Source organism: Arthrobacter psychrolactophilus, from assembly GCF_003219795.1.
GTDB classification, from domain to species: Bacteria; Actinomycetota; Actinomycetes; order Actinomycetales; family Micrococcaceae; genus Specibacter; species Specibacter psychrolactophilus.
The window spans coordinates 19493-36001 of sequence record NZ_QJVC01000006.1 but is presented as its reverse complement, the minus strand read 5'-3'; the positions used below and the strand labels follow the sequence as shown (position 1 = coordinate 36001).

Below are 16509 nucleotides of genomic sequence, written 5' to 3'. Positions count from 1 at the left end.
AGAGAAAAGTTTAGACGTTGACTAGGACGGGGTAATCGGTGTATCCGGCTGCTCCGCCACCATAGATCGTGGCGGGGTCCAACTCATTCATGGGCGCCTCGGCTCGCAGGCGCTCGACGACGTCGGGGTTGGCCAGAGCCATCCGGCCCACGGGCGCGATGTCGGCAAAGCCGGCGTCGATGTCCGCGGCGAGCTGCTCGCGGGTGCGGCCATAGCGGACCACTAGCACCGCCGTCGGCCATACCTCACGGAAGGACTGCAGCAACTCATCGTCGCCCACGTGATGGAGGTGCAGATAAGCCAAGTTCAGCTCGGCCAGCTCACCGACCAGGTGGCGGTATTGAGCGCGTACATCGGCAACGTCACCTTCATTGATGCCACCGAGCGGCATGGACGGGGACAGGCGGATACCCACACGGTCCGCACCGATCTCTTCGGCTACAGCCTGTGCCACCTCAATGACAAAGCGGGAACGGTTCTCCACCGATCCGCCATAGGAATCGCTGCGGTGGTTCGCGTTCGGGGAAAGGAACTGGTGCAGCAGGTACCCATTAGCGCCATGGATTTCGACGCCGTCGGCACCGGCAGCAATGGCGGACGCTGCCGCGTGACGGAAGTCTGCGATTGTGGTTTGGATGTCCTCAACACTGAGTTCACGCGGCACCGGCATCTGCTGCTTTCCGGTCAAGGTAGGAATCTCCTCACCGGATGCAATGGCCGACGGCGCTACCGGCTGGCGATGATGCGGGGTGTTATCCGGGTGCGAAGTCCTGCCTGCGTGCATGAGCTGAATGTAGAGCGTACCGCCGCCGGCATGCACGGCGTCGGAAACTTTTTGCCATCCGGCAATGTGTTCCGGGGCGTAGATGCCGGGCGTGTTCAGGTAGCCCTGACCGTCGGCCGAGGGCTGAACGCCTTCGGTGATCAGGAGGCCCAAAGACGCGCGTTGGCCGTAGTATTCGGCAACGAGATCGCCGGGGGTGCCGTCGGCGTTGGCCCGGTTACGGGTCATCGGTGCCAGCGCGAGGCGGTGTGAAAGCTCCACACGGCCCAGAGTGAATGGTTGCCACAGAGAAGACAAAGTCATAGGGAAAACGTTCCTTCTAAATAGGGAGTGCACTACGCCGGTACTACAGTCCGCGAAGCTGGGGGCTCCGGACCATCATGGGAGAATGAGTTGACCCATATCCGAGCCTACATCGTACCGACTATGCTCATAACTGAGCATAGTCAGACTTTATTCCTGAAGGGACCATCGTGTCAGAAATTTCCCCGCCACTTGGACGACGTGAGCGGAACAAGCAGGCCAAGCTGGACCGCATCGTGGCGGCCGCTGGTGAGCTTTTTGCCGAATATGGGGTAGACGAAGTCACCACACAGCAAATCGCGGAAAAGGCGGATATCGGAGCAGGCACACTTTTCCTCTACGCCAAGTCCAAGGGCGAGCTGCTGTTGATGGTGCAAAACTCCAGCTACGCCGATTCACTCGTACGAGGCAAGACTGCCGCGGAGAACATCCCCGAGCCGCTCGAGGCCATTATGGCGATCCTGACCGAGGTGGTGCACTGCAACCGCACCCAGGTGGAGAACGGCCGGACATACTTGCGCGAGATGGTCTTTGGCGACCCGGAGGAACCGCACCGCCGCGAAGCGCTCAGCCTCTCGCAACAGACAGAGGAAGCCGTCGCCGAAGTGCTTCAGCGAGACCAACGCACCGACGCCGAGGCTGCCGTGACACGCGCGCACATCATCTCGGCCATCATGTTCCTCACGATGTCGGCCACGGGCAACGCCGCAAAGAGCGTCGAGGAGTTGTTGACGGAGATGAGAACACTGATCCAGGTCTTGCTGCCTACTCGCTAATCGCCGCTTCGTGAGTCAAAGCGTCGGCGACGGCGGCTATGTCCCGCGGTGTTGTTCGGCAACAACCCCCGACTAGCCGGGCACCAGCGTCCCGCCACGAGCTTGCTAGTTCTACGAAGCTCTTTCCCGGGGCACCCTCGACGCCCTCCGTCGACGGAGTTGGTCCCCAGGTCTTGCTTGCCGGGTCATAAGTTTCACCAGAGTTTGGATACGCGATCAACGGCAGGTCGGTGGCCTGGGCTAACGCGTCCACGGCCGGTGAAACCAGCCCCAGCGGAACACAATTTAAGCCTATGGCCGTCACGTGGGAATACTTTTCACACAGACTGGCGACCTCGGCCAAGGGTGTGCCATCGCTAATATGACCGCCATCGCCGAGTGTGAATGAGAACCAGGACTCCACGCCATACTCTTCCACCAGTTCCAACAAGGCCCTCGCTTCGGCAAGTGATGGCAGCGTCTCGCAGGCGAGAAGATCCACACCGGCGCCCACCAACGCCGCGATGCGGGGCCTATGAAAATCTTTAAATTCCTCGTTACTGAGGATGTAGTCGCCCCGATACTCGGATCCATCGGCGAGAAATGCCCCATAGGGGCCCACCGATCCGGCAATCAATAATGGGATCGCCCGAGGATTTTCTGTCAGGAACTCCCGCCGCGCTTCCTGCGCCAGCTCCACACTCAAGGCCACGAGCTGGAGGGCTTCTCCTTCGGAGATGCCCTTCTGCGCAAACCCCTGAGGTGTGGCCTGATAGCTCGCCGTGATGGCTATCTGAGCCCCAGCGGCAAAGTAGTCGAGATGAACCCGCTTGATCAATTCCGGCTGTTCAAGAAGGACCTTAGCTGACCACAACGAATCCGTCAGGTCACAACCATGGGCTTCCAGCTCCGTCGCTAAAGCCCCATCAACCGTCAGCTCGGCACCGGCCAGGAGCATACGGGAAAGCAGATTAGTACGCGGCATGATGTGATCTCCAGGCTTTTTGGCTCTTCACCAAAGTTGTTCGTGATCATCTCGGGCAAACTTTCCCGCTGATTCCGGCAAGTCAGCGCATTCCCTAGCCCGGGGCAAAGAGGCGATCCGCCGGTGTCCACTAACCCTTCTCACTGGCACGAACATTGCGGCCGTACTTGAAGTAGAAGAAGGCGTAGCATGCGCCCACGAAAGGAATTCCAAAGTAGAGTGCTGCTATTTGTTGCGATGCATATCAGCTCGCCACTGAATGTCATAAAACTCACGTGACGCCCTGACAAACAGCCACCAACTCCCCTTGACACATTAAATGAATGCGTTCATTATTGAGTATACTCAGATATCGTAAATATTTGCCTCGGCAAAACCACCACCCAGCTTGATTTGGAGCCTTTGATCGTCATGACGAGTGCACAGCAGGGACCGAACGACGTTTCAGTGCAGTTTGTCGACCCACCCACGCGCACTGTAGCAATTGCGGACGCGCGATTTGTCTACCGTGAGCTCGGCACACAACACGGTGGCATACCTGTTGTGGGATTGACGCATCTGGGAGCGAATTTGGATAGCTGGGACCCTGAGGTCGTAGACGCCCTAGCTGAAAGTCGATGGGTCATCCTGATCGGGTACCGCGGCGTCGGAGCTTCCACCGGGTCTGTGCAAGATCGGTTCGAGGACATGGCCGCGGATGTGATCGCGATGATTCTTGCGCTTGGGTTAACTCGTGTGGATGTGCTCGGAATTTCGATGGGTGGCATGGTCGGCCAGGAGGTCCTCCGGCAGGCCCCAGAGCTGGTGGAACGGGTGATTTTTGCCGGTACTGGCCCGCAGGGTGGTCCCGGGCTTACATCGATGACCGCAGTCATGGTGCGGTCTATCCTGCGCGGCCTACTCACGTTCACACCCGTCACGACACTGCTGTTCTTTACCCGCACCTCCACTGGGAGGCAAGCCGCGACGGCCTATCAAGCCCGGCTAAAGAGGCGTTACACCGGTCGAGACAAGCCCGTGACACCGGCGGTCCTCCGAGCGCAATTACGCGCGGTGAACCGGTGGGGTCACCAACAGCCGGCAGCGAACACGTTTACCGGTCCGGCGCTCATCCTGCACGGCGGCAGCGACCGGATGGTCCCGAGGGAAAACGTCGAGCCGCTGATATCCCGGTTCCCGCACGCCGAGCTGCGTGTCTTCGCCGACTCCGGCCACGGCGTCGTCCCCCAAAACAGGCACGCCATTACCGACGTCATAAAGCAGCTACTGCAGCGCTGACCGCCACTATCAACATCTAGACTCACAACAAGGAGAGACCAACATGCGAGCATTCGTATTCAACACATATAAGAGCCCACTGCACGAGGCCCAGGTTCCCGAACCCACCGTGGGCGAGCGAGATGTTCTCGTCCAGGTGCTCGCTGCTGGAGTGAACCAACTGGATGAGAAGATCCGCGAAGGCGAATTCAAGGCAATCCTTCCCTACAAAACCCCGCTCACTCTGGGCCACGATGTTGCCGGCACCGTCATCAGCGTTGGTCACAAAGTCACTGGGTTCAAGCCCGGCGATCAGGTGTATGCCCGTCCCCGGGATCACCGCATCGGCACCTTTGCCGAGCGCATCGCGATCAACGAGGCCGACCTCGCCCTCGCACCCACCACGATCAGCGCTGTCGAGGCAGCATCGCTACCGCTGGTCGCCCTCACAGCATGGCAAGCACTTGTCGTCAGAGGCAACGTAAAACCGGGCCAAAAGGTCCTCATCCACGCTGGCGCTGGCGGCGTTGGTTCCATCACGATCCAACTCGCCAAGCACCTCGGCGCCCACGTCGCCACCACCGCTTCCGGGAAGAACGCCGACTTCGTTCGTGAGCTTGGCGCAGACGAGGTCATCGACTACCGCACCCAAGACTTCGAAAAGGAACTTTCCGGGTACGACCTGGTCCTGGACAGTCTTGGCGGAGAAAACCTCGAAAAGTCCCTGCGCATCCTCCGTCCCGAAGGAAAGGCGATTGGGATTTCAGGCCCACCCGACCCCGCCTTCGCGAAGAAGTCCGGCATGAACCCGGTGCTCCGTTTGGCGATCTCTGCGCTGAGCAGCAAGATTCGCCGGCAGGCGAAGAAGCTCGGAGTGAGCTATGAGTTCCTCTTCATGGACGCCAGCGGCGACCAGCTCCGTCAAATCGCGGAGCTCATCGACAACGGCACGCTGCGCCCAGTTGTAGGACAGACCTTCCCTTTCCATGAGACCCCTCAAGCCCTCGAAGCACTGGCCAAGGGTGGCATCCGTGGCAAAGCCGTCATCACCGTCCCGTGATCGCACGGCGGCTCTGATCAAATCCATAAGCTCAGCAATCAGCACGCAGAGAGAACCTCACATGAACACACCTAGCGAACCCGTCATCACGTCCTACGCAAAAGCCCCCGCGAAAACCATCACGGCAGGAGGCGTCACGTTCGCCTACCGCGAACTCGGCCCCAAGGGCGGTATTCCGGTCGTGTTTTTCGTGCACCTAGCGGCCACCCTCGATAACTGGGACCCGCGCATCATCGACCCGATCGCTCAAACACGGCACGTCATCACCTTTGACCAACAGGGCGTCGGTGCGTCCTCCGGTACAGTCCCCGACACCCTCGAGGAAGCCGCGGACGACGCCTACATGTTCATCACCGCGCTCGGCTTCGATAAGATCGACATCTTCTCCTTCTCCATGGGCGGCATGATCACCCAAGACCTCCTCGTCAAGCACCCGGACCTGGTCCGCAAGCTCGTCCTCACCGGGACAGGACCGCGCGGAGGTAAAGACATGGACAAGGTTGTCGGAGTGACTTACTACGACATCTTCCGCTCCATCATTGCCCGCTCCCATCCGAAGGAATTCCTCTTCTTCAACCGCGACAGCGTTGGCAAGCAAGCAGGGAAGGCGTTCGTCGGACGCCTCAAGGAACGCACCGCCGACCGGGACCAGCCCATCAACAACAAGGCATTCAGCCGCCAGCTCAAGGCCATCCAGCGGTACGGACGTTCCACGCCGTCGGACTTGTCAGTGATCACCCAGCCGACCCTGATCGCCAACGGCGACAACGACCGCATGGTCCCCTCCATCCTCTCCGCCGACCTGCACCAGCGCATCAATGACAGCGAACTGATCATCTACACCAACTCCGGTCACGGCGGAATCTTCCAGTACTGGGAGAAATTCGCACCCATCGCCGCGAAGTTCCTCACCAAGTAGGCCACTTTCCAGGCTCTTATCGTCCTCGAACCTTCCGTGGGCGGGCACTGACACCAACGGATTTGCCTTTCTGAACGCTTTCCCCGCTGTGTCAGAGAATGTAAGTATCCTGGGTCGTGATTCCAAACAGTCCGGAGACGGTCAAGGACCTCAGGAGGACGATATGCAGGGCGATGCCCTCCAAGAGCATGCCCGTAACATTGCGGCAGCGCTTAAATACGTCACGAGTGGTCACCCTTTCACCCCACACTTGGAAGTATGGAAGGTGCAAGAAAAAGTATTCCTCATCGTCACCGACGATGATCCGAACCTGCAGATCATCACCGTGAAAGTCGATCCCCTTCACGGGGACGCGCTCCGCCGCGACTTCGACACAATCACGGTCGGCCGCTATTTTAACAAGCAACATTGGATCTCTGTCGGACCCGGCTCGGGGATTACGAAGAAGCTGATCGGAGACTTGGTGCATGATTCATATGACCTCGCTCATGATCGCGACAGGCAGCGAAATGCGTGAGTGACACGCCGTCGTTGTTCGACATTGACGACACCTCGCGGCCATTGGCTGACCGACTCCGGCCGTGCGCCCTACTCGACGTCCTCGGGCAAGACCATCTACTGGCGGCAGAGGCACCCATCGGACGGATGGTTGACGCACAGAGGCTAGTCTCGATGGTGCTGTGGGGTCCGACTGGTTGTGGGAAACCCACAGTCGCCGGGCCCCTCGCCGAGCAGACCAACCTGGCGTTCGAACAGCTCTCCGCCACCTTTCCGGCGTCGCCGACCTACGCAAAGTATTTCAACTCGCTCAGCGCTGGCGCGAGGTCGGGCAAGGAACGATGCTGCTCGTCGACGAGATTCACCGCTTCAACCGCGCCCAGCAAGATTCATTCCTGCCCTACGTCAAGGACGGCGCCATCGTGCTGGTCGGAGCGACCACGGAGAACCCCAGCTTTGAGCTCAACGGGGCACTGCTATCCCGCAGCCAGATCTTTGTTCTGAGACGCCTCGACCACGACGCGCTCAGTATCCTCATCACCCGCGCAGAGACACTCATGGGCCGCCCTCTACCACTCACTGACGAAGCTCGTGAGGCGCTGACGGCTCTGGCCGACGGTCACGGTCGGTACCTGTTAGACATGATTGAGCAGGCTCAGGCCCTGCCCACCCCCATAGGCCCTACCCGCTCTCGCTGCCGCCATGCAGAAACGGGCACCGTTGTACGACAAGGCCCAGGAAGACCACTACAACGTCATCTCCGCGCTCCATAAATCGATGCGTGGTTCGGACCCTGACGCAGCACTGTATTGGTTGGCGCGAATGCTCGACGGCGGCGAGGATCCCCTGTTCATCGCCCGTCTGATTACTCGGTTCGCCACCGAAGACATCGGCATGGCCGACCCGAACGCTGTCCAACAGACCCTCGCTGCTTGGGACGTCCACGAACGTCTAGGCGCTCCCGAGGGCGAACTCGCCATCGCACAGGCTGTCACCTATCTAGCGACCGCTCCGAAGTCCATCGGCGTGTATCGAGCGTTCAATATGGCGCGCGCCACCGCGAAACACACTGGATCGCTGATGCCACCTGCGCACCTCCTCAACGCACCGACTCGACTGATGAAAGACCTCGGTTACGGCGAGGGCTACTAGTACGATCCAGACACCGAAACCGGGTTCTCTGGGGCAAACTATTTCCCCGATGGCTTACCACGGGAGCAGTTCTACGAACCCACTACGCTCGGGTACGAACGCGCCATTACCGAACGGTTGCGACACTGGGAGCATCTCCGCCAAGGTGACACCTCTCGAATCCGGCGAGGACTAAATCCACCAAACACCTGAGGCGGGGCGGGAGACCTAGGCCCATCCCCCACGTCAGGAAGCTCCGCAATGCGTGGCTGCAGCCCAACCCGTCCGAGGGCAAAAGGCCGCTGCCTGTCACATTCGTAATGCCACCGCAGCTCATTGCCAAGGATTATGAACGGCATGCCCAAACATGGGGTGAGATCCATGGTCGCTCCAAACAAGGCCTATCCTCATGAACCGGGACATCCCACGCGGCGCCCGCAGAGTACACATGGGAGCCATCCGGCCCTGCCAGTGTGGCCTGCACGGACAGCCAATCAGTCAGGTCCACCACTCCTGATCGGCGAGTTCCCCAATCAAGTTCGCGGAGCGTTTCGGAGAACTACAGATCAGTGATCAGGCCGAAAAGCTGGCCGCACAGATCTGCTTCCACACGAAGTTTGGCAAGATGACGTGAACTGCAGCGACGAAAATACTCGTGGCAATAAGTACTTCTATGAGACTGGATGGAACAGCCCGACCATCTGTGCCAATAGCCTGAGTATGCCTAAATTGCGCACTACCCCACCCTAGTTTGACGCCAGACAACAATTCCGGCCTCGTTACAGGTCACCCCTAAAACAACTAGGATCTCCAGATGCCAAAATACGACTCTGACCCTAGCCTATGAATCCTCAAGCTCTACTGGCCTTCCCGGGGCTGGTCACGGTTGGAGGCCATTCCAGAAAAGTTCACTCGCGGTCGCGACCAAATCGGCTGCCGGCACCTCGTCAATGAGGCCTCCAGAGGTCAGTATCGCGACACCATGAAAGGTCGCGAAGGCAACAAGTGCGATCCGCTGGGGGTCTCCGGGGCCGATCGCGCCGATCTCCTGAGCTGCCACGACGACGCGCATCGTCAGCTCCATCGACGCGTGTCCTGCGGCAAGAAGCTCGGCGCGGGCGCTGGGTGCATGCTTGAGGCTGAACATGAGCGACAGGAGCGTGGGCTGGGCGAGAGCGAACCCAACGTAGCTGCGCGCCAAGTCGTCGAATCGCTGCCGGGCCTCTGTCGGGGTTGTCGGCGCACCTTGAGTTGCCTCATCGAGGGAGACTGTCAGTCGATTGAAGCCATCCTCTGCAAGGGCGTCTAGTAGAGCTTGTTTGTCGCGGAAGTGACGACTCGGAGCGGCGTGACTGACGCCAGCGTCACGGGCTAACTGGCGCAGCGAAAGCGCTTCAACACCGTTAGCCTCGATGCTGGCTGCCGCAGCTTCCAGTAGGGTGCGGCGGAGATCGCCGTGATGATACGAGTGAATGGGCACCTGACAATTCTACCTCGATGTTGACATTGACAACAAGAGCGCGTCCATGCAGAATGATGTCACTGACAACATTGCATATTTCAACCAAAGGAATCCAACATGAAGCTTGACCTCAGCGGGGGAACCGCTCTTATCACCGGCGCGAGCTCAGGTCTCGGTGTCGAATTCGCCAGACGGTTCGCGGCTCGTGGATCGAACCTCGTTCTCGTGGCCCGTCGAGCCGAAAGACTTGAGGACCTCGCATCCGAACTACGAGACTCTGCCAACGTGCACATCGAGGTACTTCCAGCCGACCTTGGTGTTTCTGGTGCCGCAATCGCCCTGCGCAGCGAGTTGGAGCGCCGCCAAATACGGATTAGCTCTCTGATCAACAATGCCGGCTTTGCGAGCCACGGCGCGTTCGACCAGGCGGACCCAGCACGCATGGCCGGTGAGATGCAACTAAACGTGGGCGCCGTCGTCGAGCTCTCCCGGGCTTTCATGCCTCAATTACTGCAGGGCCAAGGTGCGCTCGTCATGGTTGCGAGTACAGCAGCGTACCAACCGACTCCCGGCATGGCCGTTTACGGCGCGACCAAGGCGTTCGTGCTGAGTTTCACCGAGGCACTCTGGGCCGAAGCCCGGGGCACAGGGCTTCGCGTGCTTGCCGTAAGTCCCGGATCGACAAAAACGGAGTTCTTTGATGTTGTCGGCACCGATGAGGCCTCCGTCGGGAAACAACAGACACCCACCCAGGTGATCGATGCTACGTTCCGGGAGCTGGACAGGGCAAACGGTCGCCCCAGCATCATCTCAGGGCGCATCAACCACTTCACCGCACTCAGTACGCGCTTGCTCTCTCGCCGAACACTGGCTCGGACAAGTGCCCGCGTTCTGGGCGACATCCGCCTAGCCGCGCCACAAGTTGGCTGACAACGGCGTAGGCATCCGGCCCAGGTGCCGCAAACCTGCCACCATTCCCTGAAGTCTGGAGCTACTTGAAACCCGTGCGGCGGTTCTTACATTCATCCCTGACAATTTGTTGGGCCGCCGCTGGGTTCGAAGTAGTGACACCCAATTCGACTTAATAGGTCAAACGACCTAAATTGAATGCATGACAGATCATCTTCAGTACTCACCCAACGGCCCCATCCTCATTGTCGGAGGCTACGGCACCGTGGGCAGCGAGCTGGCGCGGCTTTGCGCGCCTACATGGCCACTGCTGCTTGCCGGACGGAACCCATCAAAAGGACAAACGCTGGCCGCCGAGCTTGGAGCTAATGTCAGTCGATGGGATCTGAACGATCCAGAACCGTTTTCCGCCACGGCCAGGGCTATTGTCAGCACCGTCAATGATCCCGAGGATCGGATTTTGCGCGCTGCGGTACGCGCAGGAATCCCCTATGTGGATCTGACCCGCTGGACGAGTCGAATGTTGCGGGCCGCAGCGCTGGCAAACCTGCTGCAGCCGACCGCACCCGTACTCCTGTCATCAGGATGGATGGGCGGCATTGTGAATATTGTGGCAGCTTCCCTCAGTCAGGAGATAGGTGGCGCACAAAGTGTTGAAATTGCGATCAGGTATGACGTCAATGACCGGGCAGGGGCCGACTCAGTGGACTTCATCGACCGTCTGGGCCAAGACTACGAGGTGCGCCGTGATGGCATGCTGGCAACAGTCAGCCCACTCTCCGACGCGATATGGGTAGACATCGGTGGACACCGCACGAAGGTGGCCCGGCTGGATACACCGGAACAACTCACGCTGCCCCTCGCTTTGGGGGTGGAATCCGTGGCGACCCGAATCGGCTTTAGTTCCAACGCCTCAACCTCCGCCTTGCTCGCAGCCAAGGCTCTAGGGTTTTTCCGATGGGGACGCGGCGAACGGTGGACCGGCCTGCGACGTTCCCTTCTTCACTCCCCCGGGCAAGGCGGGAGCGCCATCATCCGGATCGACGTACATGGCGCTAAAGGAAGCCGCTCGGCCGTAATCACCGACCCAGCCGGCCAAGCCCACCTCACAGCACTGGGCGGATATCTTGGACTCCGACAAGTCCTGTCTACTGATTCCACGGCGGGCGTGATGTTCCCAGAATCCCAACCAGACATTGCCGCCGCTCTGGCTGAAATACAGTCCAACAAGGTGATGGTGGGAATCGAATGACGCCGACTAAAGGTGAGTTGAGAAGGATTGCCCTTCTCGATGCAGCGGAGCATGTACTCGTCACTTCGGGCAATGCCAATGCCACGATGCGCAATATTGCTGCGGCATCTGATGTTCGCATTGGCCATTTACAGCACTACTTTCCTACCCGCTCGGATCTAATGCAGGCGGTCCTAGAACGCGTACTTCAACGATCCCTGGCCTGGATGCGGGAAACTACGGGGATCGACCTTGATGTTGGTGGCGATGCTCCCATCTCCCGCGTGCAAACCGCCCTCATTTTTGCGTCGATGATGCAGCAGCAAAATGAGCCCACTACCGTGCGGTTGTATGTTGAAATTTGGGCGATGGCAGCCTCGGACGCGGAAATAGCTACCGTGCTCCGAGACTTCTACGCCCACTATTCAGGGTACGTCGAAGTGATCGTCCACCGTGCGCAACCCGGGCTCGAAGCCAGCGCACTCCAGGCGAAGGCAAATTCTATTGTTGCCCTTTTCGAAGGAGCAGCTATCGTGAGCGCCGGTTTTGCCGGCCTGCGGTCCGAGGGCACGGACATCGTACTGTTGGACGCCATTCAACACCTCATTCACGGGTCCTAACCGGAGTCTGTATCGAATACAGGATTGCTCCTGAAATGCATATCAGGTAGCCATCGAAAATCAGAGACCCCAACCTTCTGCTCGCGGGCCAATGCTCCCTTCAATGATCAGAGGTCTTTATGGATGCAACCGAGAGACCTCACGAGAGGTCTAGGCTAGAGGGCACCCACCGTAAGACGACATGCTTTCTCCAACTGAACACCGGAGTCCGCCCGAATGCCAATCTGACACTTTGTGACTATCGGACGAAGCCAATGGAGTGCCGAAAGCCACCCGGTGCGCTGGCTTCTGTCACCCTTTGCTCGCCAAAAGGGCCAGGCTACGCCAGGGAATCTTGCCCGTAAATATTAGGGTTGGGCGGCCGTTCCGGTCCATCATTCTAAAATCAGGGTCTAGAGTGTAGCCAAGGTAGGAATCGAAACAGACTCCAACCTCGGGAAACAACGGAAATTTGCGGATTCATGCGGAAGTACGGCCCAGCACACGCATTCCAGATCAGTCCGTAAGGAATATGCCCCAGAAGGCAACAGCCCTCCCTCCATGATTTCTGGTTCGACGTCAGGCAAGTTTAGAGTGTCGTGGCAATACCTGTTTTGCACGAGGTGTTGTGTGACTAGTCCTGCGCAAGGCGCAAATGTCAGCCATCACAGAGATACTGAACCCGGCAAACGATTCAAAAATATAGATCTGGTTGTACTGAGGTTGGGCGCCGGATTTCTACCGCGGGCATCTCACGCGTGATCAAGTGGACGTGGTTTGGTTCATCTCGGAAAGGAACCGCCAACGATTTCCGCACTGCTGACTTCCCGGGGCTGGTTAATTTGGCATTCCATCCCTCGATCGGCAACGTGATTTCCTACGCGACGACGTTGAGCCTGGCTTTGCTCCATTGACTCTGACCGCGGCCGGGTGCATAGTCACGCGCGGCGGGCGCGTAGTGGCGAGCTCCGGCCCGAAGACATGACCACCAATGTCGTCGCTGGGAAATTTGAAGGTAATCGGTTGCCCGTGACCAGTCCAGCGGCCCAGTTTCCCGCAACCGGCTGCACGGCCGGGGAGAGATTGGCGTGCTCAGCAAGTCCCACACCAATTGGTGCCACTAAGAACCCCATCCGCTAACCACACCCCATGCAACATTAAATTCCGCGCTGCTCCACACATTCGAGCTCCTCAGACGGGCTCCTCGCCTCTTGCCGACAGTCTGAAATCCAACGACGAAGCCTAGCTGCGAATGAAACCTCTACGCCAACTCCACCCCAGGACACCAGCGACGACAAACAGAACGATGCCAATAACCGCCAACCAGATAAGCCCTTTGAGAATGAAGCCAAGTACAGCTAAAGCCAACCCAATCACGAGCAACAGGATGATCCATCCCACGCCGACTCCCTTCCACTTCACCAGAGTTCGTAGCTGAAGGTCGGTACACCGAGCTCAACAAAGATGGCGAACTCCGTCATCCAACATGGCGCGGATGGCGCCCAGACAAGTCCGCCCAAGATGTGCGCTGGGAATACTAGGTACCTTTCCAGCACCCTGACGAGCGCCGCCCACTACGCGGGCTCCACAACGATCCGTTGCTAGGACCCGAAGAAACGATTCAGCTCCTCACCATGTCACACACGTCTGGCGATCCAATGTGGAATATTTGACTACTGCAGACGAGGAGGGCAAGCTCCTGCACCCTCCTCGTCTAGGCCTCTTCGCGGCACTTACTCCTTGTGACTGACGTAGGTTCCACCCTCGGTGTCATCGGTATGGACGTCGGATGCATCTTCCTCAAGATGAGCCTTAGCGTCTGCCAGCTTGTCCTTCGCAGCACCCTTTGCCTGCTCTAGCTTCCCTTCAAACACTTTGGAATGATCGTCGGTGGCCTTGCCTACGGATTCCTTGACCTTTCCCGCGACCTTGTCTTTTGCTGCATCAAACTTGTCTGCGATACCCATTGCATTCCTCCTGTTGTGTTTGGTTATTTCTTCCCCGGAAATAGCCCACAGGACTATCCGGAAAGGTGTGTCATTCCTTGGCAAGACCTGCGTCTTCGACGTAAGTCTTTCCCTCCTTGGTGGTATAAACCAACAGGTCGGGATCTGTCTGATCCTCAAGTGCATCCATGGCGCGGCGCGTTGGCGGCTCATCGATGGCTGACCGCTCCGCGTCCCCGTACACGGCACCGAGTCCTTTGGAATCCTCGGTCGCCTCTCCCGGAGGAATCACTTCCCCATGTCCGCGCGAATTTTCCGCTTCTCGCAAAGTGCTCTGCCCCATCTCCGCAAAGGTGTGCGATCCGGTGCGTTGCCAACTGACCTTGACCGTGGCTGAACCGTCTGGCGGAGTCTCCACGGACGTTTCGATTTCTGAATCGGGCGCACCCATTTCGCGCAATTTGTCTTGATAAGAGCCAAGTTGTTCTGCGAGCGACTCAGGGGTCCATTCCCCTTCCGCCATCCGCGTGGATATTTCCACCGGTTCACTAGTATTCTCGATCATCTCGTCCTCCTATGTCATAACAGATGGGTATGCGGTAGGGCTTGGGGCTGTTCCTTCTGCTCCCTGCAACTTCCAGAACCAGGCTCTTCGATCCAATCAGGGATTGTGCCAGGAGTGGATCAGTTCATCCTTACGCTGCTTTGAATATCCAGTCAGCCCAATCTCCTTGGCCTTCTCCTTCAGTTCAGGCACTGTCCAGTCCTCATAGTCCTTGGATTTTCCACCTTTCCTTCCCACCGCCGATCTTCCCCGTTCAGCGGCTGCGTTGGAGATTCCGGCGGCCTTATACCCAGAGACGCCGTCGTCCCGGAGCGCCTGGTACATCTCGGGATCTTTCATACTGGGGTTCTTGCCTTTAGACATGCTCTTGACCCTCCAGCTCTCATAGCGAATGACATTGTTGGCTAGATGCTCCCCGGCGGAAGGTAAGGCGGTATCACTATCGCAGGTGCATCAGGTGCCGCTGATTCTTCCTGGATTGCAGCATCTTCAGTTGCAACGGATTCGAAAGCCGCCTTGATGTCCTCGATCACAGCCTTTTCCTGACCAAGGTTTTGATGCAATAACTCAGCGATTCCGGCAGTACCCTTGGCCTGTGCTTGTATGACAAGGCCGTCATAGACAGCAGTCTCATAGTGTGCGAGCTCTAACCCACCGGCCAGCAGCGCGCCATCAAGAACAGCATCATCGGTTTTGGCGATATAGGATCTAGCTTCCTTGGCCATTCCCTTGCTGGCTGGTGAAGGCGCCTGATGGGCTTCGATCCCAAGGAGGCTAAAGATCTGCTGCAAATTTTCAATTTGCTGGCGTGATTTATGAGCGTGATCACGGAACAGATCCCGCACATCGCTGCGCAAGGCGGCCTCTTCCATCTCTACGAGCATGTCCAAAGAATCGTATTCCATAGTCAAAGCCAGCCCCAGCTTGTAATGGAAGACCTGGTCCGCAGTGTTGAAGTGTTCAAACATGGTTTAACCTCCGCATTCGCATCGGGAAACGATATTGACTTCGAATCAATTCGGCAAAGCTCCTTGGCGCATAATCGCGCAACACCTTCAGGTGTAATCGCGGCGATGCCGCTTCACCTATTACTTCGACTCTAGCGAGGGCTGTCGAAAAAATCCATGCCCCAAAATCAACCCTAGTATCGGCTGGGCCAGGTGTCCTACACGTTTTCGAATCCAGCGCTGGTGGACTCGTTCCAACGGACAGAGATGAGTGGTGCCGGTGGGACTTGTCGGGGCCATATGTGGACTATGGACGCGCTCAAACTAGCTCGCTAGCATGGAAATTAGCCGCCCTAGATGTGGACGGCAGGTACTCTGCCAAGGTTCATCCACCTCTGGCAACGAACATGAGACATTAACGAGAGGCTTCAGAAATGAATGAGCACCAGCCAACCCAACCCAACGTCCCGGACCCTTTCCCGGCAAGTCCAGGGCCCGACTCCCCCACAGTTCCCACGACGCCCCCGGATCCTCACGAGCCCGATGAACCAAGCGAGCCTTTTCCTCCAGTTCCGGAGCCCGGCTCCCCCACCCATCCTGACCCGTTCTTTCCCGAGGCCCCACCAGTGATCTAATCCCACACGCACACTAATACAAATACCAAGCCGAACTACTCAAAAGTCCAAACCGCTACAGCATGGGCCGTGATCGAACCACACGAGTTTCGAATTCGAAAGTGTCCAAAACTGAATCGGCCATCTGTCTAGACTTCTTCCGGATGGCGCTCGATCTCACGTGTGACTTTTCCTCCTAGACGTTGAGTCAGCACTTGGATCACAGCACCTGACACTGCGGTGACCAAAGCAAACACTAAGACACCCGGAAGGGAATTGAGCAGGTCTCCCGCATCCTTTGGCAGCTTGTGTCCCGTGCCTTTTCCATCCCATCTCCAACGCCTTGCGTGCTGCAGCACCTGCAGCCAAGCTAGCTAGGACGCTGAAAATTTTGATCACGACGTACATTGAATTGCCTCCATTTTCTTGATGAGGAGTCTCTTGTCTGTCCCCATACTGTTGCCAATTCCGTGGGGTTTCGCCAGTAGCAACATATAGCTACAGTGAGAAAGGCAGGCACCGCACTTAGTACTTGTCAGCGGCA

At 58.2% G+C, this 16509-nt stretch carries 19 protein-coding genes and 1 pseudogene; 11 read left to right on the top strand and 9 right to left on the bottom strand.

The features are described from left to right. Positions 1–10: 10 nt before the first annotated feature. On the bottom strand, positions 11–1087 hold the full coding sequence (locus CVS30_RS08870; protein WP_110484977.1) for an alkene reductase: 1077 nt from the start codon (positions 1085–1087) through the stop codon (positions 11–13). A gap of 170 nt (positions 1088–1257) precedes the next feature. Between CVS30_RS08870 and CVS30_RS08865 the strand changes: the two genes are divergently transcribed. Further along, a complete protein-coding gene (locus CVS30_RS08865) occupies positions 1258–1863 on the top strand; it encodes a TetR/AcrR family transcriptional regulator (RefSeq protein ID WP_110484976.1) in 606 nt (201 codons plus the stop codon). Here CVS30_RS08865 and mmuM read toward each other — a convergent pair. After that, complete coding sequence (gene mmuM, locus CVS30_RS08860; protein WP_110484975.1) at positions 1853–2827, bottom strand: homocysteine S-methyltransferase; 975 nt, start codon at positions 2825–2827, stop codon at positions 1853–1855. The genes CVS30_RS08865 and mmuM overlap by 11 nt on opposite strands. A gap of 411 nt (positions 2828–3238) precedes the next feature. On the opposite strand from mmuM, the gene CVS30_RS08855 reads away from it, so the two are divergent. From CVS30_RS08855 to CVS30_RS18300, 6 genes and pseudogenes are all read left to right on the top strand, one after another. Beyond that, a complete protein-coding gene (locus tag CVS30_RS08855; protein ID WP_110484974.1) occupies positions 3239–4105 on the top strand; it encodes an alpha/beta fold hydrolase in 867 nt (288 codons plus the stop codon). A 43-nt stretch (positions 4106–4148) separates the two neighbouring features. Next, positions 4149–5144, top strand: a complete 996-nt coding sequence (locus tag CVS30_RS08850) for an NADP-dependent oxidoreductase (RefSeq protein ID WP_110484973.1) — start codon at positions 4149–4151, stop codon at positions 5142–5144. 61 nt (positions 5145–5205) lie between these two features. Beyond that, positions 5206–6063, top strand: a complete 858-nt coding sequence (locus tag CVS30_RS08845) for an alpha/beta fold hydrolase (RefSeq protein WP_110484972.1) — start codon at positions 5206–5208, stop codon at positions 6061–6063. A gap of 163 nt (positions 6064–6226) precedes the next feature. After that, entirely contained in the window at positions 6227–6580 is a 354-nt protein-coding gene (locus tag CVS30_RS08840) for an MmcQ/YjbR family DNA-binding protein (RefSeq protein ID WP_110484971.1), read from the top strand. A gap of 322 nt (positions 6581–6902) precedes the next feature. After that, on the top strand, positions 6903–7334 hold the full coding sequence (locus CVS30_RS18125) for a hypothetical protein (protein ID WP_220033899.1): 432 nt from the start codon (positions 6903–6905) through the stop codon (positions 7332–7334). Then, a pseudogene (locus CVS30_RS18300) lies at positions 7264–7905 on the top strand (AAA family ATPase). The gene CVS30_RS18125 and the pseudogene CVS30_RS18300 overlap by 71 nt, the downstream one beginning before the upstream one ends. A gap of 667 nt (positions 7906–8572) precedes the next feature. Here the strand turns inward: CVS30_RS18300 and CVS30_RS08830 are convergent. Next, positions 8573–9172 (bottom strand): TetR/AcrR family transcriptional regulator, encoded by a 600-nt coding sequence (locus CVS30_RS08830; protein WP_110484970.1) that lies wholly within the window; start codon positions 9170–9172, stop codon positions 8573–8575. Positions 9173–9271: 99 nt separating this feature from the next. Here CVS30_RS08830 and CVS30_RS08825 point away from each other — a divergent pair, with 99 nt between their 5' ends. The 3 genes from CVS30_RS08825 (at position 9272) to CVS30_RS08815 (ending at position 11914) form a co-directional block, all read left to right on the top strand. Beyond that, positions 9272–10084 (top strand): SDR family NAD(P)-dependent oxidoreductase, encoded by an 813-nt coding sequence (locus CVS30_RS08825; RefSeq protein ID WP_110484969.1) that lies wholly within the window; start codon positions 9272–9274, stop codon positions 10082–10084. Positions 10085–10265: 181 nt separating this feature from the next. Then, positions 10266–11315, top strand: a complete 1050-nt coding sequence (locus CVS30_RS08820; protein ID WP_110484968.1) for a saccharopine dehydrogenase family protein — start codon at positions 10266–10268, stop codon at positions 11313–11315. After that, complete coding sequence (locus CVS30_RS08815) at positions 11312–11914, top strand: TetR/AcrR family transcriptional regulator (RefSeq protein WP_110484967.1); 603 nt, start codon at positions 11312–11314, stop codon at positions 11912–11914. The genes CVS30_RS08820 and CVS30_RS08815 overlap by 4 nt, the downstream gene beginning before the upstream one ends. A 1221-nt stretch (positions 11915–13135) precedes the next feature. Here the strand turns inward: CVS30_RS08815 and CVS30_RS17970 are convergent. Next, positions 13136–13294 carry a hypothetical protein gene (locus CVS30_RS17970; RefSeq protein WP_181419753.1) on the bottom strand — a complete coding sequence of 53 codons (159 nt, stop codon included), beginning with the start codon at positions 13292–13294 and terminating at the stop codon, positions 13136–13138. On the opposite strand from CVS30_RS17970, the gene CVS30_RS18555 reads away from it, so the two are divergent. After that, entirely contained in the window at positions 13288–13434 is a 147-nt protein-coding gene (locus CVS30_RS18555) for an ATP dependent DNA ligase (RefSeq protein ID WP_110485057.1), read from the top strand. The genes CVS30_RS17970 and CVS30_RS18555 overlap by 7 nt on opposite strands. A gap of 192 nt (positions 13435–13626) precedes the next feature. Here CVS30_RS18555 and CVS30_RS08805 read toward each other — a convergent pair whose 3' ends face one another. The 5 genes from CVS30_RS08805 to CVS30_RS18550 form a co-directional block, all read right to left on the bottom strand. After that, complete coding sequence (locus CVS30_RS08805) at positions 13627–13860, bottom strand: CsbD family protein (RefSeq protein ID WP_220033897.1); 234 nt, start codon at positions 13858–13860, stop codon at positions 13627–13629. Positions 13861–13930: 70 nt separating this feature from the next. Further along, positions 13931–14404, bottom strand: a complete 474-nt coding sequence (locus CVS30_RS17965; RefSeq protein ID WP_181419752.1) for a hypothetical protein — start codon at positions 14402–14404, stop codon at positions 13931–13933. Between the two features lie 96 nt (positions 14405–14500). After that, on the bottom strand, positions 14501–14767 hold the full coding sequence (locus CVS30_RS08795) for a DUF7218 family protein (protein ID WP_110484966.1): 267 nt from the start codon (positions 14765–14767) through the stop codon (positions 14501–14503). 41 nt (positions 14768–14808) lie between these two features. Further along, the gene (locus CVS30_RS08790) at positions 14809–15372 is read right to left on the bottom strand and encodes a YciE/YciF ferroxidase family protein (protein ID WP_110484965.1); all 564 of its coding nucleotides are present in this window, start codon (positions 15370–15372) and stop codon (positions 14809–14811) included. A gap of 742 nt (positions 15373–16114) precedes the next feature. Then, positions 16115–16324 carry a DUF4235 domain-containing protein gene (locus tag CVS30_RS18550; RefSeq protein WP_370800665.1) on the bottom strand — a complete coding sequence of 70 codons (210 nt, stop codon included), beginning with the start codon at positions 16322–16324 and terminating at the stop codon, positions 16115–16117. Positions 16325–16509: the final 185 nt, after the last annotated feature.

Coding starts and splice junctions, on each gene's coding strand:
- CVS30_RS17965 (WP_181419752.1), bottom strand. CDS start 14,404: ATGATCGAGAATACTAGTGAACCGGTGGAAATATCCACGCGGATGGCG.
- CVS30_RS08855 (WP_110484974.1), top strand. CDS start 3,239: ATGACGAGTGCACAGCAGGGACCGAACGACGTTTCAGTGCAGTTTGTC.
- CVS30_RS18125 (WP_220033899.1), top strand. CDS start 6,903: ATGCTGCTCGTCGACGAGATTCACCGCTTCAACCGCGCCCAGCAAGAT.
- CVS30_RS08845 (WP_110484972.1), top strand. CDS start 5,206: ATGAACACACCTAGCGAACCCGTCATCACGTCCTACGCAAAAGCCCCC.
- mmuM (WP_110484975.1), bottom strand. CDS start 2,827: ATGCCGCGTACTAATCTGCTTTCCCGTATGCTCCTGGCCGGTGCCGAG.
- CVS30_RS08805 (WP_220033897.1), bottom strand. CDS start 13,860: ATGGGTATCGCAGACAAGTTTGATGCAGCAAAAGACAAGGTCGCGGGA.
- CVS30_RS08790 (WP_110484965.1), bottom strand. CDS start 15,372: ATGTTTGAACACTTCAACACTGCGGACCAGGTCTTCCATTACAAGCTG.
- CVS30_RS08820 (WP_110484968.1), top strand. CDS start 10,266: ATGACAGATCATCTTCAGTACTCACCCAACGGCCCCATCCTCATTGTC.
- CVS30_RS08870 (WP_110484977.1), bottom strand. CDS start 1,087: ATGACTTTGTCTTCTCTGTGGCAACCATTCACTCTGGGCCGTGTGGAG.
- CVS30_RS08795 (WP_110484966.1), bottom strand. CDS start 14,767: ATGTCTAAAGGCAAGAACCCCAGTATGAAAGATCCCGAGATGTACCAG.
- CVS30_RS08825 (WP_110484969.1), top strand. CDS start 9,272: ATGAAGCTTGACCTCAGCGGGGGAACCGCTCTTATCACCGGCGCGAGC.
- CVS30_RS08815 (WP_110484967.1), top strand. CDS start 11,312: ATGACGCCGACTAAAGGTGAGTTGAGAAGGATTGCCCTTCTCGATGCA.
- CVS30_RS08850 (WP_110484973.1), top strand. CDS start 4,149: ATGCGAGCATTCGTATTCAACACATATAAGAGCCCACTGCACGAGGCC.
- CVS30_RS08840 (WP_110484971.1), top strand. CDS start 6,227: ATGCAGGGCGATGCCCTCCAAGAGCATGCCCGTAACATTGCGGCAGCG.